This window comes from Streptomyces venetus (assembly GCF_039540295.1).
GTDB classification, from domain to species: Bacteria; Actinomycetota; Actinomycetes; order Streptomycetales; family Streptomycetaceae; genus Streptomyces; species Streptomyces venetus.
The window spans coordinates 122,856-145,163 of record NZ_BAABET010000002.1 but is presented as its reverse complement, the minus strand read 5'-3'; the positions used below and the strand labels follow the sequence as shown (position 1 = coordinate 145,163).

At 68.7% G+C, this 22,308-nt stretch carries 26 protein-coding genes; 23 read left to right on the top strand and 3 right to left on the bottom strand.

Annotated features, from left to right (window positions below; translation table 11 throughout):
• Positions 1 to 341 precede the first annotated feature (341 nt).
• The gene (locus tag ABEA82_RS05550; RefSeq protein ID WP_345660243.1) at positions 342 to 1,439 is read right to left on the bottom strand and encodes a DUF1152 domain-containing protein; all 1,098 of its coding nucleotides are present in this window, start codon (positions 1,437 to 1,439) and stop codon (positions 342 to 344) included.
• A gap of 144 nt (positions 1,440 to 1,583) precedes the next feature.
• Between ABEA82_RS05550 and ABEA82_RS05545 the strand changes: the two genes are divergently transcribed.
• The 14 genes from ABEA82_RS05545 (at position 1,584) to ABEA82_RS05480 (ending at position 10,862) form a co-directional block, all read left to right on the top strand.
• A complete protein-coding gene (locus tag ABEA82_RS05545) occupies positions 1,584 to 2,324 on the top strand; it encodes a GntR family transcriptional regulator (protein ID WP_345660242.1) in 741 nt (246 codons plus the stop codon).
• 276 nt (positions 2,325 to 2,600) lie between these two features.
• Positions 2,601 to 3,041 (top strand): ATP-binding protein, encoded by a 441-nt coding sequence (locus ABEA82_RS05540; RefSeq protein WP_345660241.1) that lies wholly within the window; start codon positions 2,601 to 2,603, stop codon positions 3,039 to 3,041.
• An 86-nt stretch (positions 3,042 to 3,127) separates the two neighbouring features.
• On the top strand, positions 3,128 to 3,856 hold the full coding sequence (locus tag ABEA82_RS05535) for a GntR family transcriptional regulator (RefSeq protein WP_345660240.1): 729 nt from the start codon (positions 3,128 to 3,130) through the stop codon (positions 3,854 to 3,856).
• A gap of 133 nt (positions 3,857 to 3,989) precedes the next feature.
• Entirely contained in the window at positions 3,990 to 4,340 is a 351-nt protein-coding gene (locus ABEA82_RS05530; protein ID WP_176153782.1) for an SCO3933 family regulatory protein, read from the top strand.
• Between the two features lie 5 nt (positions 4,341 to 4,345).
• The gene (locus ABEA82_RS05525) at positions 4,346 to 5,719 is read left to right on the top strand and encodes an FtsK/SpoIIIE domain-containing protein (RefSeq protein ID WP_345660239.1); all 1,374 of its coding nucleotides are present in this window, start codon (positions 4,346 to 4,348) and stop codon (positions 5,717 to 5,719) included.
• Between the two features lie 80 nt (positions 5,720 to 5,799).
• Entirely contained in the window at positions 5,800 to 6,456 is a 657-nt protein-coding gene (locus ABEA82_RS05520; protein WP_345660238.1) for a DUF2637 domain-containing protein, read from the top strand.
• Between the two features lie 18 nt (positions 6,457 to 6,474).
• Complete coding sequence (locus tag ABEA82_RS05515; protein WP_104783024.1) at positions 6,475 to 6,666, top strand: RING finger protein; 192 nt, start codon at positions 6,475 to 6,477, stop codon at positions 6,664 to 6,666.
• A complete protein-coding gene (locus tag ABEA82_RS05510) occupies positions 6,666 to 6,857 on the top strand; it encodes a mobile element transfer protein (RefSeq protein ID WP_345660237.1) in 192 nt (63 codons plus the stop codon). Before ABEA82_RS05515 ends, ABEA82_RS05510 begins: the two co-directional genes overlap by 1 nt.
• Positions 6,858 to 6,866: 9 nt before the next feature.
• On the top strand, positions 6,867 to 7,061 hold the full coding sequence (locus tag ABEA82_RS05505; protein ID WP_030246370.1) for a hypothetical protein: 195 nt from the start codon (positions 6,867 to 6,869) through the stop codon (positions 7,059 to 7,061).
• Between the two features lie 26 nt (positions 7,062 to 7,087).
• Positions 7,088 to 7,345, top strand: a complete 258-nt coding sequence (locus ABEA82_RS05500; RefSeq protein WP_345660236.1) for a SpdD protein — start codon at positions 7,088 to 7,090, stop codon at positions 7,343 to 7,345.
• A 130-nt stretch (positions 7,346 to 7,475) separates the two neighbouring features.
• The gene (locus tag ABEA82_RS05495; protein WP_345660235.1) at positions 7,476 to 8,795 is read left to right on the top strand and encodes a replication initiator; all 1,320 of its coding nucleotides are present in this window, start codon (positions 7,476 to 7,478) and stop codon (positions 8,793 to 8,795) included.
• A complete protein-coding gene (locus ABEA82_RS05490) occupies positions 8,771 to 8,965 on the top strand; it encodes a helix-turn-helix transcriptional regulator (RefSeq protein WP_345660234.1) in 195 nt (64 codons plus the stop codon). Before ABEA82_RS05495 ends, ABEA82_RS05490 begins: the two co-directional genes overlap by 25 nt.
• Complete coding sequence (locus ABEA82_RS05485) at positions 8,962 to 10,335, top strand: tyrosine-type recombinase/integrase (protein ID WP_345660233.1); 1,374 nt, start codon at positions 8,962 to 8,964, stop codon at positions 10,333 to 10,335. Before ABEA82_RS05490 ends, ABEA82_RS05485 begins: the two co-directional genes overlap by 4 nt.
• Positions 10,336 to 10,565: 230 nt before the next feature.
• Positions 10,566 to 10,862 carry a GYD domain-containing protein gene (locus ABEA82_RS05480; protein WP_345660232.1) on the top strand — a complete coding sequence of 99 codons (297 nt, stop codon included), beginning with the start codon at positions 10,566 to 10,568 and terminating at the stop codon, positions 10,860 to 10,862.
• 544 nt (positions 10,863 to 11,406) lie between these two features.
• Here ABEA82_RS05480 and ABEA82_RS05475 read toward each other — a convergent pair.
• On the bottom strand, positions 11,407 to 11,781 hold the full coding sequence (locus tag ABEA82_RS05475) for a hypothetical protein (RefSeq protein ID WP_345660231.1): 375 nt from the start codon (positions 11,779 to 11,781) through the stop codon (positions 11,407 to 11,409).
• Between the two features lie 341 nt (positions 11,782 to 12,122).
• On the opposite strand from ABEA82_RS05475, the gene ABEA82_RS05470 reads away from it, so the two are divergent.
• Positions 12,123 to 12,575 carry a GntR family transcriptional regulator gene (locus ABEA82_RS05470; protein ID WP_345660230.1) on the top strand — a complete coding sequence of 151 codons (453 nt, stop codon included), beginning with the start codon at positions 12,123 to 12,125 and terminating at the stop codon, positions 12,573 to 12,575.
• The gene (locus ABEA82_RS05465; RefSeq protein ID WP_345660229.1) at positions 12,572 to 13,474 is read left to right on the top strand and encodes a phosphotransferase enzyme family protein; all 903 of its coding nucleotides are present in this window, start codon (positions 12,572 to 12,574) and stop codon (positions 13,472 to 13,474) included. Before ABEA82_RS05470 ends, ABEA82_RS05465 begins: the two co-directional genes overlap by 4 nt.
• On the opposite strand, the gene ABEA82_RS05460 is transcribed toward ABEA82_RS05465, so the two are convergent.
• Complete coding sequence (locus tag ABEA82_RS05460; RefSeq protein WP_345660228.1) at positions 13,471 to 14,820, bottom strand: NsdA family TPR-like regulatory protein; 1,350 nt, start codon at positions 14,818 to 14,820, stop codon at positions 13,471 to 13,473. The two genes, ABEA82_RS05465 and ABEA82_RS05460, sit on opposite strands and share 4 nt — an antisense overlap.
• Positions 14,821 to 15,825: 1,005 nt before the next feature.
• Between ABEA82_RS05460 and ABEA82_RS05455 the strand changes: the two genes are divergently transcribed.
• The 7 genes from ABEA82_RS05455 to ABEA82_RS05425 all read left to right on the top strand — a co-directional run bounded on the left by ABEA82_RS05455 (position 15,826) and on the right by ABEA82_RS05425 (position 22,212).
• Positions 15,826 to 16,089, top strand: coding sequence for a DUF6284 family protein (locus ABEA82_RS05455; RefSeq protein WP_345660227.1), 264 nt, complete (start codon positions 15,826 to 15,828; stop codon positions 16,087 to 16,089).
• A gap of 5 nt (positions 16,090 to 16,094) precedes the next feature.
• Entirely contained in the window at positions 16,095 to 16,763 is a 669-nt protein-coding gene (locus ABEA82_RS05450; RefSeq protein WP_345660978.1) for a GGDEF domain-containing protein, read from the top strand.
• Entirely contained in the window at positions 16,760 to 16,960 is a 201-nt protein-coding gene (locus tag ABEA82_RS05445; RefSeq protein WP_345660226.1) for a hypothetical protein, read from the top strand. Before ABEA82_RS05450 ends, ABEA82_RS05445 begins: the two co-directional genes overlap by 4 nt.
• The gene (locus ABEA82_RS05440) at positions 16,957 to 17,976 is read left to right on the top strand and encodes a DUF2637 domain-containing protein (RefSeq protein ID WP_345660225.1); all 1,020 of its coding nucleotides are present in this window, start codon (positions 16,957 to 16,959) and stop codon (positions 17,974 to 17,976) included. Before ABEA82_RS05445 ends, ABEA82_RS05440 begins: the two co-directional genes overlap by 4 nt.
• A complete protein-coding gene (locus ABEA82_RS05435; protein ID WP_345660224.1) occupies positions 17,973 to 18,308 on the top strand; it encodes a hypothetical protein in 336 nt (111 codons plus the stop codon). Before ABEA82_RS05440 ends, ABEA82_RS05435 begins: the two co-directional genes overlap by 4 nt.
• 33 nt (positions 18,309 to 18,341) lie before the next feature.
• On the top strand, positions 18,342 to 19,829 hold the full coding sequence (locus ABEA82_RS05430) for a DNA cytosine methyltransferase (protein WP_345660223.1): 1,488 nt from the start codon (positions 18,342 to 18,344) through the stop codon (positions 19,827 to 19,829).
• A 145-nt stretch (positions 19,830 to 19,974) separates the two neighbouring features.
• Positions 19,975 to 22,212, top strand: coding sequence for a cell division protein FtsK (locus tag ABEA82_RS05425; protein ID WP_345660222.1), 2,238 nt, complete (start codon positions 19,975 to 19,977; stop codon positions 22,210 to 22,212).
• Positions 22,213 to 22,308: the final 96 nt, after the last annotated feature.

The window sequence follows — 22,308 nt, the reverse complement described above, 5'->3', positions numbered from 1 at the left end:
AGTGGTCGGTGGAGCGGCTTTGGGCTGGAGCTGCTTTGGCGCGAGTGATCATGGCCCCGTAAGCTTCCGGCGCGTCGGGCAGTCTGTGGACCTGCCCGGTAAAGCACGACGTTGGGGCCATGATCTTCGAGGCTCGCGCCAAAGTGGCTGCCTAAAGCCGTGGAGCCGACCGCCCCAGCCGCGACGTACCTCTTCTCTGGCCTCAGGCGGCTGACTGCTGTGCGCGCGGCACGGGCGCCGGCCGGGCTGGAGCGGGGCGGAGACAGGAGCGCAGGCCCGGCCGGGGGCCGGGCCGCGCGCGGTGAGCGGAGCGAGCCGCCTTGAACCCGTGAAGAAAGTTGTTACTCAGGAGTGGACGTGATGCGCCACAAGGGCGAGTCGTACTGCTCCGGTCGGCTGTGAATGAGTAGTTGTCGCAAGTCCTCGCGCAAGGAGCCGTTGAGGTTCAGGACCTCAGTGATGCGCCGGAACGTCGTGTGGGTAACTCCGCGGCTGCGGGCCTCGGCTTCGAACTGGTCGAGCTGAGACAGTGCGGCCGCTGGATCGAGTTGCGCCGGTAGCTGGTCCTTGAGCCACGCGGCCTTGTTGCGCTCGTAGTCGATCTCCGAGTAGCCGCAGATTTCGCGGCTATATGCCTCGACCTCGTCCAGGGTGGCAGTCGTCAAGATGGCGCGGGCCAACTGGTTGCGGGTCAGCACCTCGTCCAAGTCGGCCTCATGGACCGTCGGTCCTTCGTCGGTGAGGGGGACCGGGAGGCCGGCGTCTCGCATCTCGCAGGTGCCGCGTACGCCTCGGGCTGTCGCAGCGAGCATCCCGGTTGCCTCGGAGGGGTGCCATTCCAGGACCGAGCTGATCGGTTCGACGTCCTTCGCTGTGAGGGTGTGGATGAGCGGGCCGAGCATGCCGCGCAGTTCGTCGAGAGGGAGTTCGCCATCGAGGCCGGGGCCCGTCACCAGGAGGCGAACAGGAGCGTTCACCTGGCAGCACGCGGCGAGCGTGACGGCATCGGCGAGCGGGCTCTTCAGCGTCGGCTCATCGCCGCGGGCAAGGATGTCTCCGCCTACGTCCAGGAGATCGATCGAGGCCGGTGACAAGTGGTCCACCAGCTCTTCCAGTTGGCGAGTGACGCCCTCGACCCCGTTGTGCGGATCGATCAGCGCGAACGTGTGCGGGAGCTCTGTTGCGAGTCGGGGGAGCGTCGAGCCTGCCGGAGCGATCGGGCGGGCTTCGGCCGGCACTGTCCAGACTGCTGAAGTGAGGGGCTGGAGGCCGGTGAAGTTGTCCGGTCCTCGGGGACCCGGAACCGGGTCGATCAGGAGGCGGTCCCACGCGTACGTGAGGATCACCGCCCGGTCCTCGTCGCCGTAGAGGGCGGCGTGAATCATTGCGGCGGCGACTGCGTCGCCCCCTCCTCCTGCTGCGACGATCAACCGCGTCATGCGTCTCAGCCTACGGGGTAGGGGGTTGACCACTCACCCTATAGTGGCTAGAGGTCATAGCCACTTGTATCGAGAAGCAGGCCTCAGCTCGGTAGCGGGGTGCCCGACTACTCGCCTGGGGCTCGCCTTGGGTGAGGAGGACTGATGCCGCAGATCGAGGAGGCTCAGCCGAAGTATCTCCAGATCGCGCACTACATCCGTGATCAGATTCTTCGGGGTGACCTGCGACCGGGGGACGAAGTTCCGTCCGAACGGCAGTTGGCGGCGGACTGGAAGGTGTCCCGGCCTACGGCTGCACGGTCGTTGGAGGCGCTGAGTCATCAAGGGCTTGTCGAGAAGCGTCAGGGGTCGGGCACGTACGTGCGGAGCCTCGAAGTCAACCGGCGGGCTCGTGAGTTGTACGGGCGCGCTCGGCAGACCGGGAAGATCTACACGCCTGGGGAGTACGCCGTGATCACCTCTGCCGGTTGGCTGGAGGCGCCGGATCACGTGGCTGAGGCGCTGGGCCTGGTCAAGGATCGTCGGGCGGTGCACCGGCGGCGGGTGACCAATAACCAGGACGGGCCGATCACGCTGTCCACCTCGTGGTTCGCTCCGGATGTCGGTCAACGGGCGCCGAAGCTTCTGGAGCCGGAGCGGATCCAAGAGGGGACGCTGCTGTACGTCGAGAACATGACCGGGCGGCAGGGGAGTTACGCGGAGGATCGCATGTGCGCGCGTGCGGCGACGGAGGAAGAGTCCGAGGACCTTCAACTTGCGGCCGGCTCCGCCGTCCTGATCGTCCACCACGTCGTCTTCGACCTCCAGGACCGGCCGTTGGAGTTCGCTGAGGCCACCTACCCGCCGCATCGCTGGGCGTTCGAGCAGGGCTACCCCCTCACCTGAGGGGGCCAGTTGCAGCGAACCGCTTGCGTCGACGAAGTGGCTAATGCCACTATCCAGAAAGTGGCTAAGGCCACTTCTCTGGGAGGAGGCGCGGTGTGACGAGTCAGCGGCCGGATCAGGGCACGCACTTACCTTGCCGGGGCTGCCGGGGGCGCGGTTGGAAGCGTGTCGGCTCGCGTACGACCCTGGCGCTTGCCACCGCCGCCGACCGTACCCGCGCCACATCGAAGCGGCGCTGCCTCGACTGCGACGGTAGCGGCAGGAAGTGAGCACCTGATGGCCTACATGATCGACCGCTACCCGTCTGAGGAGTCGCCGCGTCTCGGCGCGATGGCCTTGCACCCTGTCGCTGAGTCCGTGCCGCGGGCTCGGCGCTGGTTCCGCAAGTTCATCGCCCCGTACAACCCGGCCTGCTCCGTGGACGACTGTGCGCTGATGATCTCGGAGCTGGTGACCAACGCCATCGCTTACGGCCGGTCGGACGACCCCTGGCTCGTCCGGGTCGAATGGTTCCGTGAGGGAGATTCGCTTCGGGTCGATGTGCACAACCCTGGCTTTCCGGCAAACGTGCGGCTGAGGCGCCCCGACGCCAACGACTCCCACGGGCGTGGGCTGCTCCTGGTCGATTCGCTGGCCGAGTCGTGGCACGCCGCACCGAGCCGCTTCGGCGGAACCGTCGTCTCCTTCGTGATGGCCGATGCCTGGCCCGGAAGGTAAGAGTTCGCTCCGCTTCTACTTTGACAATCGAAGATTCGCTAGTCTGGTTGACCAGTTGACTTGGCCAATCCCGACAGGCGGCGTTCATGGCGTATGAAGTGGAGCCACCGAAGTACGTGCGCCTCGCACAGACGATCCAGCGTCGCATCGAGGACGGCACGTACCCGCCTGGCACTCGGGTGCCCAGCGAGAACCAGTTGGTGCAGTCCTTCGGGATGTCTCGCCCCACCGTCGTACGGGCGCTGGAACTGCTGAAGCGTGATGGCTGGCTGGAGTCCCGACAGGGGTTCGGCACGATCGTGCGAGGCCGCCCGGCTGTCGTCGAGCAGAAGGACCGCCGGGGGAGTGAGACGCTCACGCGCGATGAGTCGCAAGCGGCGGGCCGGTTGGTCGAAGTCGGTTACGTCCCCGTTCCGGCGCGAGTCGCATCCGTCCTCGGACTGCCCAAGCGGGCCAAGATCCTCATGCGCCGATTCCTTGTCGAGGAGGACGGCGAACCGGCTGAGCTGGTGTCCTCCTACTTCCCCGCCGGCCTGGTCGAGGGCACGGAGCTTGAGAGTGCCGAAGCGCTGACGGGTGGCACCCGCGCACACCTGGAGGCGCGCAAGAAGGTCCGCTTCGACCATGTGACGGAACGGGTCTCGGCCCGTCTGCCCGAGCGTGACGAAGCGGAGCTTCTGGATCTTCCTGATCGGGTTCCGGTCCTCAGTGTCCTGGTCGTCGCGTGTGACGCTTCCGGGCAGGCGCTGCAAGTCTCAGACGTGTTGCTTCCCGCCGACCGGCAGGAACTGGAAGACACCTACCGCCTGAACTGACCCTGAATCACGACCAGTTCGCTGCCGACTCCCACCCGATTCGCACTTGACAAGTCAACTTGGCATCCCTAGCTCGAACTTGCTAAGTCAACTTGTCAGGTCGGCAGGTTGATCGACTCAGGAGGAGAAATCTGTGCGTGTAATCCGTATTGACGCCTCGGCCGCCACGATCCTGCTCACCGAAGCGCCGGCGCCGAAGGTGCGTGACCGGCAGACCGGTGAGATCGCCAAGGATGCCGTGAGCGGTGAGGCGCTGATGACCGTCGGCGTCGTCTACGTCGACGAGGGCGAGTCGTCGCTGATCAAGGTCACCGTCCCCGAGAGCGGTGTGACGGATGGCCTGACCGTCGGGGCCCCGGTCTCGCTGCCGGGGCTCATCGCCCGGCCGTGGGAGAGCGTGTTCAACGGGCAGCAGCGGCACGGCATCGCCTACCGGGCGACCGCCGTTGCTCCTGGCGCCTTCCCGATGGAGCAGGCGGGCTGATCGTCGTGACCGACCTGGTGACGTGGGCCGAGCTGGGCGGGTCGCTCGCTGCGATAGGCGGCGCGGCCTACGCCCGGCATGCCCATCCGGCGGCGTACTGGTCCACGGTCGGGCTGCCCGTCTCGGTGGCCCGTCTGCTGGCCTCCTACACCTCCACCATGGACGCGTGCGGCCTGACGGTCGAGCCGCCCCGATGGCGGGCCTTGGCCGTCAAGGCCACGACTCGCCGTGAGGTCCGGCCCGTGCCTCCTCGCCGGGGCATGATCCGGCCCACCTCGACCGGTCTGCGGCTACGGCTGCGGCTGGCTCCGGGCCAGGAACCGGCGGACGTGGCGGCCTCGGCCGAACGGCTCCGGCACGCCTGGGGTGTTCATGCCGTGTACGTGCGGGACGTCAAGCCCGGTGTCGTGGAACTGCGGCTCGTCGGCTTCGACGTCCTGCGGAAGGTGCGGATGCCCCGCCGGGCCGACGTCGGTCCGCTCCGCGTGCCGGTGGCTCTGCGGGAGGACGCAACCGCCTTCGTACGGGACTACCGGGCCGTCCCCCACGAACTCGTGCTCGGCGCCACGCTGTCCGGCAAGTCCATGTTCCTGCGGAACCTGCTGGCCGGGCTGGCCGCTCAGCCGGTGGTCCTGGTCGGGATCGACTGCAAGCGCGGGGTGGAGCTGGCGCCGTTCGCTCCCCGGCTCTCGGCGCTGGCGACCGACCCGGAGCAGGCGGCCGAGCTGCTGCCCGTGCTCGTCAAGGAAATGGAGGACCGATACGACCTGATCAAAGCGCGGCAGGGCATCGCACCTGGCACCCCGGATGAGCTGATCACCTCGGACGTCTGGGGTCTGCCGGAGGACGAACGCCCGGCTCCCATCGTGCTGTTCGTCGACGAGGTAGCAGAGCTCTTCCTCGTCGCCACTAGGAAGGAGGAGGAGCGACGGGACGAGATGGTCACCCAGCTCATCCGGCTCGCCCAGCTCGGTCGCGCGGCCGGCATCTACCTGGAGGTCTGCGGGCAGCGCTTCGGGGCCGAGCTGGGCAAGGGAGCGACCATGCTCCGGGCTCAGCTCACCGGGCGGGTCTGCCACCGGGTGAACGACGAGGCGTCCGCGAAGATGGCGCTCGGTGACATCGCCCCTGAGGCTGTCCTGGCTTCCTGTGCCATCGCGGCCGAGTTGCCCGGCCTCGCCGTCGTTGGCGACACGTCCGGCGGCTGGTCCCGCATCCGCACCCCTTACCTGTCCCTCGCCGACGCTGCGGCCACTTGCCGCGAGACGGCACACCTCGCCCCGGACGTTCCGGCGCTCGCGCCGTTCCGGCCCCACGTCCCGCCCGTGCCGGTGAAGGGGTCCGGCCCCCTGGCCACTCCTCAGCCGATCACCGAGTAGCCAACCCGCTCCCACGGTCGGCGCGGCCGTCCCGCGCCATGTCCCTACCCCACCCATGCCCGGAACTGGAAGGAGTGGCCGTGCGTGCCCTGCCCGTCCGTGTGGACGCCGTGCTCGTTCAAGCGGTGATCGCCGCCGCGCTGTCCTTCGCTCACCTGCATGACCTTGCGCTCGCTGCCGGACAGGACGGCTGGAAGGCGTGGGCCTATCCGGTCTCCGTCGACCTGCTGTTGGTGGCGGCCTGGCGTTGCCTGCGCTCCGGTGAAGCGAAAGCGGCCGGGTGGTGCTGGTTCCTCGTCGCACTGACGGCGTCCCTCGGCGCCAACGTCGCCACCGCCGGTTTGCTCGACCTGGAGACCGTACCGGCCTGGCTCCGCATCCTCGTCGCCGGCTGGCCCGCGGTGGCCTTCCTCGGCGGCACGCTGCTCGCCCACGGAGCAACGAATCCCGGCACGGACCCGGTGACGGCACCGGAACCAACTTCGAAGGCACAGACACCGGAACCGATCACCACAGACATCGAGCCACCCACGTCTGCGCCCGAACTGCCAGCCTCCGTACCGGAGTCGGCGCCGCCGCCTCCACCCTCGGTACCGCCCGCGCTCGTCACTCTCGCCCGCAAGGTCGCTGAGGAACACCGCGCCCGGACCGGAACCGACATCGACACCTCGACCCTTCGCGCCCGCCTCGGTGTGCCCATGCCGCTCGCCGAAGCCATCACCACCCAACTCACCTGACCCGGAGGACTTTCCCCCTTGCGCCCGTCCACGCTCCGCGCGCTCAAGCGCGCCGCAGAGCTGACCCGACAGAACCGCCTGACCGAAGCCGTGCTGATCGCCGAGCCGGTGATCCTCGCCGCCGACAGCTACGAGGGCGACGAGATCTTGCGCTGGCTGGCCGACCACGTCACCGACTTCACCGGCGAGACCGACAAGGAGATGCCCTGATGTCCGCCAACCGCCGTTTCCGCCGCGTCGTCCGCATCGGCCCCGTTCAGATCGGCACCTACTACGACGGCCGCGGCCGCGAGAAGCACACCGCCGCCTGCACGGCTCCGCGCTGCGGCTTCTCCACCGACTACGACAGCCGTGCCGCCGCCGAGTTGGCCGCGCGCACCCACCGCTGCCGCGTCCGCTGAGGAGTGCCCGTGACCGTCTCGCTGCCGCTCGTTTTCGTCCTCGGCGTCATCGCCTGGGCCGCGATCAAGTTCCTCGGCATCCGCCTCTGGGTCGCCGTCGTGATCGCGCTGTTCGGCTTCTGGCTCTCGCACACCATCCTCGCCCCGGCCATCGAGTCCGGCACCCGCTCCGGGGTCGACGTCGTCAACGGCACTCACGAATGACACCCCGACCGACAAGGAGTCCCGCGATGTTCCGCCCCAAGCTGCCCGACACCCCGCACGTCCCGAGCATCACCACCCACATCCCGCAAGACCATGCCCCGGCTCCCTCCGCCGGCCGCTCGGTCGCCCCGTTCGTGGGGGTCGGCGCCGGTGCGGTCGCCGCCGTGGTCGTCGTCGGCGTCGTCCTCACCGCGCTCCTGGCGGCGGTCGCCGTCTCGGCCGTGTCCGTGGCCATCGCCGCCGTGGTCCTGCGCTCCCTCATCACCGGCGCCAACAGGCGCTGACCGGCCGCCGGGGCGGCAAACGCCGCCAAGCATCCCGCCGCCCCGGGGCCGTACCTCCCAACCGCCGAAACAGCCGAAAGGAAGACCCATCATCACCCGGCAGACTCCGCCCCCGCTGGCGGAACTCTCCATGCTGGCCTCCCTCGGCACCATGCCCGAGCTGGCCCGCCAACTCTCCGGCCTGGGCGGCTGCACCAACCCCGTGCGCCTCGACGGCCACCGCACCGAGTACGCGGTTGACCGGACAACCGGAGAGATCGGGCGCGTCCTCCACGACCTCGACTCGTCCTCCCTGCCCGCCGGAAGTCTCCTCGTCCGCTGCAACAACCGTCGCGCCACCCGCTGCGCGGCCTGCGCGGAGGTCTACCGCCGAGACACCTTCCACCTGATCACCGCCGGACTCCGCGGCGGCAAGGGCACCGCCGAACAGGTCGGCACACACCCCCGCGTCTTCGCCACCCTCACCGCACCGAGCTTCGGCCCGGTCCATAACCGCCCCTCCAGCGGGCTGCCCTGCCGCTGCGGTGCCCGGCACGACGACACAGACCCGGCCCTCGGTACGCCCCTCGATCCGGACGCGTACGACTATGAAGCGGCCGTGCTCTGGAACGCCCATGCCGGAGCCCTCTGGCGGCGCTTCTCGATCTACCTGCGCCGTGAGATCGCCAAGCGCGCCGGACTCACCCAACGCGCGTTTCGGCATCACGCACGCGTCTCCTTCGCCAAGGTCGCCGAGTATCAGAAGCGGGGTGCTGTCCACTTCCACGCGGTCATCCGCCTGGACGGCCCGGAGGGCGGCGACATGGCCCCTCCAGCCTGGGCGTCCGCCGAGCTGCTGACCGACGCCATCCATGCCGCCGTCACCGCCACACGCGTCAACGGACCCGACGTCGACGGCCGCGCCCACACCTTCACCTTCGGGCGCCAGCTCGACGTGCGCACCATCCGCTCCGCGGACTTCGACGGCGGCCAGGAGCTGACTGAGCGGGCCGTAGCGGCGTACATCGCCAAGTACGCGACCAAGGGCGCCGAGACAGCGACCGGCACCCTGGACCGGCCGATCCGCTTCCTCGCCGAACTGGCACAGGCCCGGATCACCGACCACGCCCGCCGCATGATCCGAACGGCCTGGACCCTCGGCGCACGCAAGGCCCTCGAACACCTCCGCTTACGCGCCTGGGCCCACATGCTCGGCTTCCGCGGCCACTTCTCCACCAAGTCCCGCCGCTACTCCACCACCCTCGGCGCCCTCCGCGACGCCCGCGCCGAATGGCGCCGCGCACAAGCGCCCACGGCCGCTCCCCAGGAGGGCGAAACCACGCTCGTCCTCGCCCACTGGGTCTTCGCCGGAACCGGCCTGAGTAACGGCGAGGCCTGGCTCGCTGCGTCCCTCGAACCCGCCCCCGGAACGGAAGGAGAACCGACATGGACGCCCGTCGCGACGAGCTGATGACCGTTCGCCAAGTCCTGGATGAGCTGGGCGGTGTCTCCCGTCGGACGTTCTACCGCTGGCGAGAACTGGGGTACGGGCCGGTCGCCTTCAAGCTGCCCAACGGAGAGCTGCGGATTTGGCGGAGTGACTTCAACACCTGGCTGCGACAACTGGAGGAGGCAGCGTGAAGTCTCTCGATGTAAAGGTCTGGGGAGTCCGCAAGCGGGATACCAAAACGCCCTCGTACGGTGTCCGCTGGTCCGTCGCAGGCAATGTGTTCTCGGAGTCCTTCCGGACCAAGGCGCTCGCCGACCACTACCGCACGAAGCTCATGCGTGCCATGCGCGACGGCGAGGAGTTCGACACGGAGTCGGGACTTCCGGCCTCGATGGAAGAGAAGAAGTCGGCCGTGTCGTGGTACGCCTTCGCTCTTAGGTACCTCGCCATGAAATGGCCTCATGCCGCCCCCAATACACGGGACGGCATCAACGAAGCCCTCACCAGCGTGACGCTGGAACTCCTCGACGAGCGCGCCGGACGACCGTCCGACGAGAACATCCGCAGAGCACTGCGCAATTGGGCCTTCGTGCTGCCGGGGCCCGATGATCGGGAAGTCCCGGACGACGTGCGGAACGTTCTCCACTGGGTGTCCAAGGCGTCCCGGCCGCTCGCCGATCTTGCTGAAGCGGCCACGGCTCGCACGGTCCTCGACTCGCTGAAGCTCAAGCTCGACGGCACGGCGGCAGCGGCGGAGACCGTGCGGCGCAAGCGTCGGACGCTCGTCAATGCCGCGAATTACGCCGTCGACCTGGGGGAGCTGCGTGAGAACCCCATCACGGCTGTCCGCTGGCAGAAGCCGAAGGTGTCCAACCAGGTCGACCCGCGGGTTGTCGCCAATCCGGAGCAGGCACGGAGCCTACTGGCGGCGGTTTCGTACGTGGGCGGGTACCGGCGTGCTCGTGGTCGTCGCCTCGTGGGTCTGTTCGCCGCGATGTACTTCGGTGGCCTGCGGCCGGCGGAAGCGGTCGGACTCGTCGAGACGGACCTGAAGCTTCCCGAGCAGGGCTGGGGCTCGGCGCTGCTCCACCGGACCCGTCCGTCCGTCGGCAAGCAGTGGACCGACTCGGGGGAGACCCATGACGACCGCGGGCTGAAGAACCGGCCGACCGAGGATGTGAGGCGGGTGCCGATCCCGCCTCACCTCGTGGCCGTGCTCCGCGAGCACCTGGCCACCTTCGGCACGGCGGACGACGGGCGGCTGTTCTTCAGTGAGAAGGGCTCGGTCGTCCCGTCCTCGACCTACTACCGCGTGTGGCAGGAAGCTCGGCTCCTCGCGCTTCCGCCGGCCGTCGCCGCCTCGCCGCTCGCGAGTCGACCGTACGACCTTCGGCACTCGGCGCTGTCGACGTGGCTCAACGCCGGTGTCGACCCAACCGAGGTGGCCGAGCGCGCCGGCAACAGCGTGGAGGTTTTGTTGACCCGCTACGCCAAGTGCCTCGACGGACGGCAAGACGTCGCCAACCGGCGTATTGAGGATCTGTTGCGCGAGTACGAGTGATCGCAGACGACGCTAGCTCCGATGCCCCCGGACTTGTTCCGGGGGCATCGGCATGCCATGACCGAGAGGGGCGTTCCTGTCCTCAGGAATTCCGGGGTGTATGTCGGGCCGGGCCATGAAGTCAGGCCGGCTTCCAATCACTCGTTCAGAGGCGCCTCTCATGCGCATTACGCGCATGATGCCCAGAGTTGACCACGACTAGTTGCGTCTACTTACAGGGGTAAAGGATCATGCCGACGTTTGTTGCGCTGCTGAACTGGACCGACCAGGGAGTCCGCGGCTACAAAGACACCCCGCAACGCGCCGAAGCCTTCACGGCAGCGGCTCAGAAGCTCGGGGTGAAGGTCCTGAACCTCCTCTGGACCGTCGGCCCGTACGACGTCGTGGCTGTCGTGGAGGCGCCCGATGACGAGACTGCCACCGCAGTGCTCCTACAGGTCGGTGCGTTGGGCAACGTCCGTAGCACGACCCTGCGAGCCTTCGGCCGGGAGGAGATGGACCGCATCATCGCCAAAGCCACCGGCTGAGGGACTTCCCCGTCAAAATTCTGTTGGTACGAGCGACACGCTCAAGGAGGTATCCCCCAAGGCCCCTGTACCTGTCCGGGGCCTTGGTGGATACCTGGGACGACCTGCGCTTACGTCCCAAGATCCCGTCCACGCCTCGTCCACAGACCTCGACATACGCCCGCTCCGACCGGCACACGCCTGCACATACGCGAAGACCCCGCACTCAGCGTTTCCGCTGATGACGGGGTCTTTGGGCACCTAATCCAAGGTGCCCCCGGCAGGATTCGAACCTGCGCACACGGCTCCGGAGGGCATGCCTAGGGCGATCTAAAGAAGGCGCCTGACCTGCGCGTTTTCCCGCCGCGGCGCAACGTTTGACCGATCTCTATCGCATACCGTGCGCAGGGCGGCCTTTCCCCCTCCTGGCGGGAGCAGGCACCACCCCTGCCGATGGGTTCGAACGCGGTCACTGCGAGCGGACTCTTCGGTCGTCGTCGCGGCTGATCCGGAGCACTCAGGCAGTACGAAGCCCCCTTGGCTCACCGGCCAAGGGGGCTTTACGTTATGCCCCAGGAACGCCACCTTCGGCGGCATCGCTCACCTCGTCGGGGTGGGACAAGCGCCGGTCCCCACCCACACGCGAGACAACGCTCGCGTCCCCCGCCGAATCTGTGTCCACGGGCTCCGCCGACCCATCCGCACGGATGACCCACGCCACGAGTGGCTGAGAGAATTCCCAGCCCTCGTCCTTGTCGAACCACGTGATCTTCCATCCGCCGCCGGGCGCCACGCCAACGATCGGGTTTGCCTCACGGACCGCCTTGAAGCCTGTCATCTCGTCGGCGCGCATAAGCCGGTTTCGCACCAATACCAAAGCCCGACCCTGGTCGTCCCAGGCGTGGACAGGCATGGTCAGGGTGACGTTGTTCTCGTTCACATAGACGACTTCTGTGGGCACTGACGGGACGAGCACGAGACCTCCAGGTAAGCGGCCGGAACGCCTGCACCCAGTCTCAGGGCTCACGGCCTGGCGAAGGGCCGCGTCTGCAAAATCGAGCCGTGAACATCGTCGGAACCTGTGCCTGGCTCCGTCACAGATGCTCGGTGGAGGCCCTCCAGGAGACCTGCGGGTATCACAGTCCATAGCTGCCCACTTGCCGCTTGAGGGGCACCTGCGGGGGCTCATACCAGAGGCGGAGGCGGCGAGACCGTCGGCCGGGGGCATGGGGAGTGCAACACTTGTTGCCATCGAGTGGAGGTCGACGAAGAGGAGCCCACGTGCCGCAGGGCAGTCCGCGAGGTACGTACCTGGAGGTCTCGGAATCTCTCCGCGCGAAAATCAGGGACGGCAAGATCACGGAAGCGCTGCCGTCTCAGTCGGCACTCGTGAGCGAGTACGGCGTGAGTCGCAGCACCATCGAGCGGGCGCTCGCCACTCTCAAGGCCGATGGGGTGATCGAGTCGGTACAGGGCGCCGGATGGTTCGTGACGGGGACCGGTGACCGCCGGCCGTTGGTCGAGAGGGTGACCGACCTGTTGCGCGGCGAGGGGGTGAAGGTCGGCGACCGCTTCCCCACCGAGAAGGAGTTGTGCGAGCGGTTCGGCGCGTCTCGGACCGCCGTGCGCTCCGCCATCGCGCAGATGGAGGGGCGAGGGTTGATCGGCAAGGGGGCGGGGAGAGGGCGAGAAGTCCTCACCCTGCCGACCGGACGGGAGACGCAGACGGCATGACGACGACGGAACGCACGGAGTTCGACGCGGACGCGGCAGAGGCCATCCTGCGCCGGGCATGCGCGGTCGCCGACTTGGAGCCGGACGGCATCGGGATCCTCCGGCTAGGCGATCATGCCGTGTTCCGTGTCGACGGCGGCCGGATCATCTCGCGGGTGGGGCGGGGCGCCGACCGCCTTGCCTCGGTGCAGCGAGAAGTTGCCGTGGCCCGGTGGCTAGCTGACCAGGGGTACCCGGCCGCTCGTCTCGTCACGGACGCCGAACAGCCGATCGTGATCGAAGACCACCCGGTCACCTTCTGGGAAGGGCTCGCAGACGGGGACACATACGCGAGTACGGCGGAAATGGGCGTGCTACTGCGGCGGCTTCACGAACTGGAGTCGCCGCCTTTTTCGCTGCCGCAGCTCCGACCCTTCGATAAGGTCGCCAGCCGCTTGGAACGGGCCGCGATTCCGGAGAGGACCCGCGAATTCCTCCGTTCGTTGGCCAGGGATTTGGAGGAAGAGTATGGGCGTCTCGAATTCTTGCTTCCGCCGGGGCATCTGCATGGTGACTTCAATGTGGGCAACGTCTTGCGCGACGCGGCAGGCCATCCTCGTGTAATCGACCTGGACGGATTCGCCACGGGCCCCCGCGAGTGGGACCTTATGCAGACAGCCATGTATTACGACAGCTTTGGCTGGCATTCGGAAGCGGAGTATGCGGATTTCGTGGCGGGCTACGGTTTCGACGTGCGCGAGTGGGCCGGATACGCCGTACTGCGGAGTGTGCGAGAACTTCTGATGGTCACGTGGCTCTCACAGAACGCAGGGGCGAACCCTCGGGCCGCTGACGAGGTCGAGAAGCGGGTGGCAACGCTCCGCACAGGAGGATCACGCCGAGACTGGGCACCGTTCTAAGGCGTCAAGCCGCATTGCTGCCACAGGCGGAAGGTGCGCGCTTCTTCCACGAAGGTGCGGAATTCCACAGCGCCCCGCATCGCAGGTGAAACGCGTTCGTGAAATTCTCGGACGTACTGGACGCAGCGCGCCGACTTCAACCCATCGCCGAGTTGTAGCGCGGTCTTGGCTATTTGGCAGCCGCGTCCGATCTCGCCTTGATTGATATAAGCTTCGGCCTGCACCATCGTGGCGAAGAAGTCACTCCGGTTGTTCAAGCCGTCGCCGAAGATGGAACCCGCGCCCCGTTCTGCCGCTTCTGCGGATCGGCCCAAATCGCGGAAGCAATGGCCGATCTCGGCTGCAAGTTCCACTTCATCAAAGTACGCGATATACGGCGGATCGCTGTCCGGGGTCCGCTGACTGAGTTTGCGCTCTGCCTCCACCAAAGCGAGGTCACATCCGCGTTCGTCGCCGAGACGGGCCAATGCCCGAGCCTCCATGGCACGGAACTGCGCGGCCATCGTGGGACCCAAGACGCCGGCCGGTCCGGTGTAGGCCGCCCGAGCGAGGGTCGCAGCGTCCTGATAACGCCCAAGGAACGTGGCTTGGTGGCTCATCGCAGACAGGATGCTGCCACCAAGGAGCCGGTCACCGGCCGCTTGCGTCATGCGCAAAGCCTGAATGAAGTACCGCTGAGCGATGCCGTGAAGGCCGCTGTCGTACGACATCCAACCGGCGAGCAAGAGCGCTTCCGCCACGGCCGAGTAGAGCTGCTTGCCGACGGCGTCCGAGTACTTCCCGTCCAGCATCGGCCGGACATCCGAGTGCAGGTATTGGATCAGTGCACGTCGGGCGTGACCACCGCCGAACTTGCCATCGAGCATGCTGAACGCGTCGGCGGTGGAACGGATCATTTCCACGTCCACCGTGCCGATCCCTCGGTTGCCCGCGCGCGTCAGTTCCCCATCCGGCGGGGCGACGATCCAGCGCAGGGAAGCCGTGTGCCAGGCGGCTGAGTCCGGCTGTGCTCTGACCAGTACCTCAGCCTCGGCAAGGTCGGCACGCCAGAGGTCCGCGACGGTCTTGGCCGTCACTGCGGGCCTATCCGCGAACTCAAGCCCAAGGTCAGGCTCTACGGAGGACACCGCCGCGGCACCCATCCCGATGTCATCCAGGGTGAGCCGGCGCCCCACCTTGTGTCCGATGGCATCCGCGATGAGCTGCGGCATGTTGCCGCGCGGGATCGCTCCTTTGAGCCACCGCGAGACGTACGTGTGATCGCAGGTGATGTCTTCACCTGCCCGAGCGGCAGCAGCGATCACCGCGCGAGCAAGGGACTTGTGCGAGAAGTCGCCTTCCTGCATGAGCGCGGCCAGTCTGGCGTTCCGGTCTCCCATGGGCCCCCCAGAGTGCGGCCGTAGTACCAGCTTGACTCACCGTCACTCTACGCAGGTCAGACCCAAGATGTAGAAGGTTCGCACCCAGGAGTACACGAGTGCACCCCCAAGTACTCGCTCCCGAACCGGGCTCCGGATGGCGACAGTTGAGTCACCACCGCACGGGACAGGCCGGCGGTTCCGAGTCGAAAGCCACGGGTTGACGGCGCGGAATCCTTCTGCCAACGTGAGTGGTAGGTAATACACACCACGCAATGACCGTGGCCGTGTGGCGCCCGGAGGAAAGGCCCCGACGGGGTGAGTACGAAGGCAGCGTCCGTTGCTTGAGAACTGAACAGTGATCGTGCGGAGTCGACGCGAGAGCGGCGGTCGCGGTAGGTGCCTAGGACGAGGGTCCGGGGGCAAACCGCCGTGATGGACGACGCTCTCCCTCTACGCGCTTGGCAGGCGCCACCCGGTGATCGGGTGTGGGGAAGGACAGCGGGGCTCCAACGCACGTGGCGGCAAGAGTGAGACCGCCCCCGTGACGGCCGGGTGAAGCCGTTGGCGGTACGCCAACCTGCACCGATTCGTGCAGACCGCCCTGCTGGCGTCAGAGCAGTGACGATGACGCACCCGACTCTCCGGCTCGGGACCGGTACCGCCGTGGCAACGGCGAGACCGGTGAAGCCGTGTCCCTGCGATTCGCGGGAGGTCGGCATGGGCCGACGACATACCAGGGGCACCGCCGCGACGGACCGGCCGGCGGCGCCTACTCAGACTTCCCGGTCCGTTCCTGGTCCGCAGTTCTGACGCTGCGGCCGGCTGCCTCTCCCGCCTGTCCGAGGCCGCGCTCGGCGTGGCAGTCCGTACGGGCGGGAGTGCGGGGAGCCGCGAGGGCTTCACCCAAGACACCAAACGGCGCGCGCCCCCGGAGAGGCAACTCCGGGGGCGCTGTAGGGCCGTTCCACCTGCAAGGGAGAGCACGACCCAATGGACCACATCGTCACTGTTCAGGACGCCGTTACGGCCTTCGCTCCGTGGATGGAGCCGACGGACGAGGAGCTGGACGCGATCGAGCAGGAGTCGCCGCTGATCCTGGCGGAGGTTGACCTGCTGGACGTGCAGATCACGATCCTTGACCGGGTCCCGAACGAGATGGACGCGCGCCGTCTGCGGCGGGCCCGCAACCGGGTGCTGTCCGCCCGGCGCATCCTGGCCAATCACACGGCAATGGCGCCGGGAGGTGCGGCGTGACCACCATGCTGCACACCCTCGCCGCGGTGGGCCCGATGGCCGCCGCGTGGGGCGCCCACAGTCTGTGGATGCGCCGTCGCCTGACCGCCGCCCGGCGCGATCCCCTGTCGGGTCTGTGGACGCGGGACGCGTTCGAGACCCGCGCCGCCCACACCCTGGCCCGCCGCCCGCACGTCGCCGTCATCTTGTGCGACCTGGACGGCTTCAAGGCCGTCAACGACACCCACGGGCACGCGGCCGGGGATGCCGCGATCCGGTCCGCCGCCGCGAGCTTGACCGACGCCCTCACCGGTCATCCGGGTGCGGTCGCGGCCCGGTTGGGCGGGGACGAGTTCGCCGCCGCTGTTCCGCTCACCGACCCCCTCGCGTTGCCGTGGTTGCTGGGCGGCCTGCACGACGAGATGACCGCGCCGTTCCGCCATGCCGGCCGTGACCTGGTGGTGGGTGCGTCCATCGGCGCGGCCCTCTCCAGCGACCTCAGCCCGGCCGTGTCCCGGCCGGGTGAGGCGCTGGCGACGCTGCTGAGGCTGGCGGATGAGGCCATGTACGGGGTCAAGCGCACGGGCGGCGGCTGGCACTACCCCGCCGCCACGACCCCGGCCAGGGGCACGACCGCCGGGCGCCGCACCGGACGCCCCGGCACCCACACCACGCACCGGAAGGGAGCGGCATGACCCTGTACGAGATCGTCTACGGCCCCCGCCCCGGCAAGAACACCGACTTCCCCACGCTGCTGCGCCGGGCGCTGGACGCGAACGCCACGCTGGCACGCGGATACGCCCTGGTAGGCGACGCGACGAACGAGGCAGCCATGCACCGTGAGATCAACAAGCTATTGGGTATCTGGGAGCTGGACAGGGGTGCGGCATGAGCACCACGAAGCTCCTCGTCCCGGGCGTCCCTGCCGAGCCGGCGGGGGTGCCGCCGCTGACCCGCCCGGAGATGGGCCTTGCCGGTCTCGGGGCGCTCGCCGCCGCCGGGGTCGGCGCGCTCGGTCTGATCTCCTCGTTTGACGCCGTCTCGCAGGCGGCGGCGCGGTGGGGGTTCGGTGAGCCATGGATGCTGCCGGTCGGGATCGACACGGCCATCCCGGTTTTCACCGTGGCCAACCTGCTGCTGATCCGGATGGACATGGCGCTTGCCTGGGTGCGGTTCGTTCCCTGGCTGCTGACCCTGATCACCTGCGGTCTGAACATCGCTGCCGGAGACGGCCCCTGGGCGAAGGTGGCCCACGGCACGATGCCGCTGCTGTGGGTGGTGTTTTCCGAGATCGGCGCGCACGTCTACGCCGTGCGGATCGGTGCCGCCACCGGCCGTCGCATGGAGAAGATCCGCGTCTCGCGCTGGCTGCTGGCGCCGCTGTCGACGTTCGCGCTGTGGCGGCGGATGACGCTGTGGGAGGTCACCTCCTACCAAGTGGCACTCGGCCTCGAACGCCAACGGCAGTTGGCCCGTGCGGAGCTGCGCGAGCGCTACGGCTGGCGCTGGCGGACGCGGACGCCCCGGCGCGAGCGGGTGATGCTACGCATGGGCGACCAGGCCCCGGCCGCGAAGGAAGAGGCCACCCCGCCCCCGGCACCGGCCGACGTGACCCCGGACGCGGCGGTCGACAGTGCGCCCCGGCCGCCGCGCCGTCCTGCACCGAAGGCCAAGCCGAAGGCAGGGAAGCCGCGCGCCCGGTCGTTCGAGGACGCCCTGAGCGAGGCCCGCACCGTCACGGCCGACTGGTCGGAGGGCGAACTGACCGCTGACCGGCTGCGGAGCACACTGCGGATCTCGCAGGACAACGCCCGCAAGGTCCGCGATGCCCTCAAGACAGAGCGCACCGCGCCCGCCCTGCACGCCGCGGACACGGTCGACGACAGCGGTGAGGAGGAGGCGGCATGAAGTCACAGCCTCTCGCGGCGGTCGACACGTGGCTGCCGGTGATGGAAGCGGCCGGCTACCGGTGCCAGTGCGCGGGCGAGTGCGGCAACCCGCACGCCAAGGCGGACGGGCGGTGCCCGCGCGAGCACGACGGCTACACCAGCAAGCACGGCCACCGCGTCCGCCTGATGGCTGCCCCGGCAGACCCGTCCACCCCGGCCACCAAGGCGGTCACGCTGCCCGCCGACGGTCTGCGGGCCTGGTGCCCGGAGTGCTACGTCGCCGCCGTCCGCCGGGCCCGCGCGCAGGCGGTCCCGCCCGCCGATGACACGCCGGGCCTGTTCGAGCTGTAACCCACCTGCACTGCACTCGAAGGGAGTTCGGGCGTGAGCCTGACGTTCACTGACCTGTTCTGCGGCGCGGGCGGGTCCTCCACGGGCCTGGTCGCGGCCGGTCTGGAACTGCGCCTGGCGGCGAACCACTGGAAGCGCGCGGTGGAGACCCATGCGGCGAACCACCGCGACGCCGACCACCTGTGCGCGGACATCAACAACTACGACATGCGGCGGCTGCCCAGGACGGACATCCTGTGGGCCTCGCCGATCTGCACGGAGATCTCCCCGGCTGGCGGGCGCCGCCGCACCCACGGACAGCTCGCCCTGGAGCTGGAGGAGTACGGCCGGGTGGAGGACGCCGGGTGGGAGCGCACCAGGGCGACCGCCTACGACGTGATCCGGGCGACCGAGGTGCACCGCTACAAGGCGGTGCTGTGTGAGAACGTGCTGGAGTTTGCCGTCGACTGGGAGCTGTTCGACTGGTGGCGCAAGGGCATGGAGATGCTTGGCTACCGCTCCCAGATCGTTTCCGTGTCCTCCGCGCACGTCGGCGGCGCCGACAACCTGCCCGCGCCGCAGTGGCGGGACCGGATCTACATCGTCTTCACCCGCACCGACATCCCCGCCCCCGATTTAGCACCCCGGCCGCCCGCCTGGTGCTCCGAGTGCGGCGAGGACGTGTTCGCGGTGCAGACCTGGCGCAACGGCCGCAGGGTGGGCAAGTACAAGCAGCAGTACGACTACCGCTGCCCCAACACCGCCTGCCGCCACCAGGTGGTGGAGCCCTACGTGCGCCCGGCCGCGTCCATCATCGACTGGACGAACCTGGGCGTGCGGATCGGCGACCGCCCCGCGCACGGACTGCGGCCGCTCGCGGCGAACACGGTCAAGCGCATCCGCGCCGGACTCAGCCTGCTCGGCACTGAGCGGATGGTGCTCACGGTCAACCACGGCGGACACGACGGCCGCGCCGTCCCCGCCGACAACGCCCCGCTCGCCGCCCGCACCGTGAAGATCGGGGATGCGGTGCTCGTTCCGGCGGGCGGGACATGGAACACGCAGCCGACGCACACGGCAGAGCCGATGCGGACCCGGCTCGCCAACCCCAAGGGGTTCGAAGCGCTGCTGACCCCGCCGCAGGCCGATGACTCCTTCATCGTCACCCTGCGCCGCAACGCCACTGCCCGCCCGGTCTCCACTCCGGTCGACACCGTCACCGGGCAGGGACGGCATCACTGGCTGGTCATCCCCTACCGCAACGCCGCCAGCAAGTCGGCCAGCGAACCGCTGCACACCCTCGGCACGAAGGACTCCGCCGCCCTGCTCGGTCCGGCACCCGAGTTGGACGACTGCCACTACCGGATGATCCAGCCCCGCGAGCAGCTCCTCGCCCAGCGCTTCCCAGCCGACTACATCGTCCACGGCAACAAGGGCGAGCAGACCATGCAGGCCGGGAACGCCGTCTCCTGCAACGTCGCCCAGTGGATTGGCGAACGCGTCGCCGACGCCCTCGCCCGTACCGCGGCCCAAGCCGCCTGAAACGAACGCCTGAGCTAGGGGCAGGAATTGTGCCCCTTCCAGCTCGCTACCGAACCGACCATCACAGCACGGGGCCCGGCCGCCCACCTCCTACAGCGTCGGCCGGGCCCGCTCTCCCTCACACCCGAAAGCGGAAGGACTCTCAGTGAACCACCCCGACGACGACGAACTGTTCAACCGGCTGGAAGCCGAGATGGCCGCTGACACCGACCCCGACTCGGGAGCCGACGTGGTCGACCTCGACAAGGCCCGGTCCGCACGCGAGCAGTCGGCCGACCCGAACGCCCCGACCCGGGACGGGAAGTCGGCCGACTCACCCGAACACGAGTCGGGTGAGTCGGCCGACCCGACCCGCCGCGTTATGGTCGACCAGTCGGCACCGACCGTGACTGGTCCCGGCTACCTCGGTCGGCTCGCCGCCGCCAAGCGCCGGGACGTGATCCCGCTGTGGCTGCGCTCAGTGGCCGAACTCAAGACCGCGTCCGCGTGGGTGGCCCGGCACTACACCCACGCCACCGCCTACCACGCCCTTCGTTCCCCCGTGTACGCCGCGCGGCTGGCCATGCAGGCCCCTACCGGACTGGCCCGGTTCGTCGGAGGCGCCATGCGGTGGGTCGCCGACCGCGAGGGCGAACCTGTCAGGCTCGCCGCCGTGCGGCGGGAGGACGCCGCCGAGTACCTGAAGCTTTCCCGGCAGCGTGACGGCCGCGTCCGGCTGCGGACCCTGGTCGCCGTGCTGGCCATGTTCGTCGGCATCGGCGCTGCCCTCGCCATCTACGTCCTCGCCCCCGACTGGCTGCAAGCCCTGTCCGTCAGTGCCCTGGTGCTGGCGCTCGGCTTCACCGGCCGCAAGGCCGATGCCCCGGTCATCCACCGCGCGGTGGAGGTCCCCAAGGCCAGCAAGCTCACCAGTGACATCGTCCTGAGGGCGCTCGGGGCGCTCGGGATTCCCGCGATCAACCAGGCGCAGGCCAAGGGGCGGGACGGGTTCGAGTTCACCGCTCCGATCACCCGCGACGGCCCTGGCTGGCGTGCGGAGGGCAACCTGCCCTACGGCGTGACCGTCACCGACGTGATCGAGCGCCGCGAACGCCTCGCTTCGGGTCTGCGCCGGCCACTGGGATGTGTGTGGCCGGAGGCCGTCTCCGACGAACACACCGGGCGCCTGGTGCTGTGGGTCGGCGACCAGGACCTCAAGTCGGCGCCCAAGCCTGCATGGCCGCTGCTGAAGTCCGGCACGGTCGACCTGTTCAAGGCCATCCCGTATGGCACCGACCAGCGCGGACGTTGGGTGTCGGTCACGCTCATGTTCATCGCCGGAGTGATCGGCGCGATCCCCCGCATGGGCAAGACCTTCCTCCTACGGCTGCTGCTGCTCATCGCCGCCCTCGACCCCCGCGCTGAGCTGCACACCTACGACATGAAGGGCACGGGCGACCTCGACCCCGTGGGCGAGGCCGTCTCCCACCGCCACGGTGTCGGCGAGGAAGACGAGACCATCCAGTACGCGCTGAACGACTTCCGCGCCCTGCGCGAGGAACTGCGGCGCCGTACCAAGGTGATCCGCTCGCTGCCCCGGGACATCTGCCCCGAGTCGAAGGTGACCAGCCAGCTCGCCGACAAGCGCTCGCTCGGTCTGCACCCGATCGTGATCGGGGTGGATGAGTGCCAGGTGCTGTTCGAGCACCCCGAGCATGGCAAGGAGTTCGAGGAGATCGCAACGGACCTGGTCAAGCGTGGTCCCGCGACCGGGATCGTGCTGCTGCTGGCCACCCAGCGGCCCGACGCCAAGTCCCTGCCCACCGGCATCAGCGCGAACGCCGGCGCCCGCTGGTGCCTGAAGGTCATGGGCCAGACCGAGAACGACATGGTGCTGGGCACCTCCTCCTACAAGCGCGGCGTACGCGCCACGATGTTCTCGTGGGGGGACAAGGGCCTGCACTACTTCGTGGGTGAGGGCGCGGATGCCCGGATCGTCTACGGCACGTTCATCGACGCCCCCGGCGCGGTGGCCGTCGCCGCCCGCGCCCGCACCGTCCGCGAGAAGGCGGGACTGCTGTCCGGCTACGCGCTCGGGGAAGCGCCCGAGCAGGTGACCGGACCGGCATACGACCTGCTCGCCGACGTGGCGGCGGTCGTGCCGGAGAAGGAAGAGCGGGTGTGGAACGAGCGGATCGCCGCCCGTCTCGCCGAATTGCGGCCCGAGGTCTACGGCGGGTGGAAAGGCGAGAACGTCACCTCCGCCCTGAAGCCGCACGGCATCAAGACCCGTGACGTGGCGGGCACCACGGAGGACGGCACCCGCACCACACGACGCGGCATCGTCCGCGCCGACCTCCTCAAGGCGATTGCGGAGCGTAACGAGAAGCCGGGCGCAGCATAGGCCCGGAACGGTGCTACCGGTAGCAGCCACACCTGCTACCGGTAGCACCCCCGCTAGCAGCCCAAACCCGCATCCATCTGCGATCTAGCGGATAGC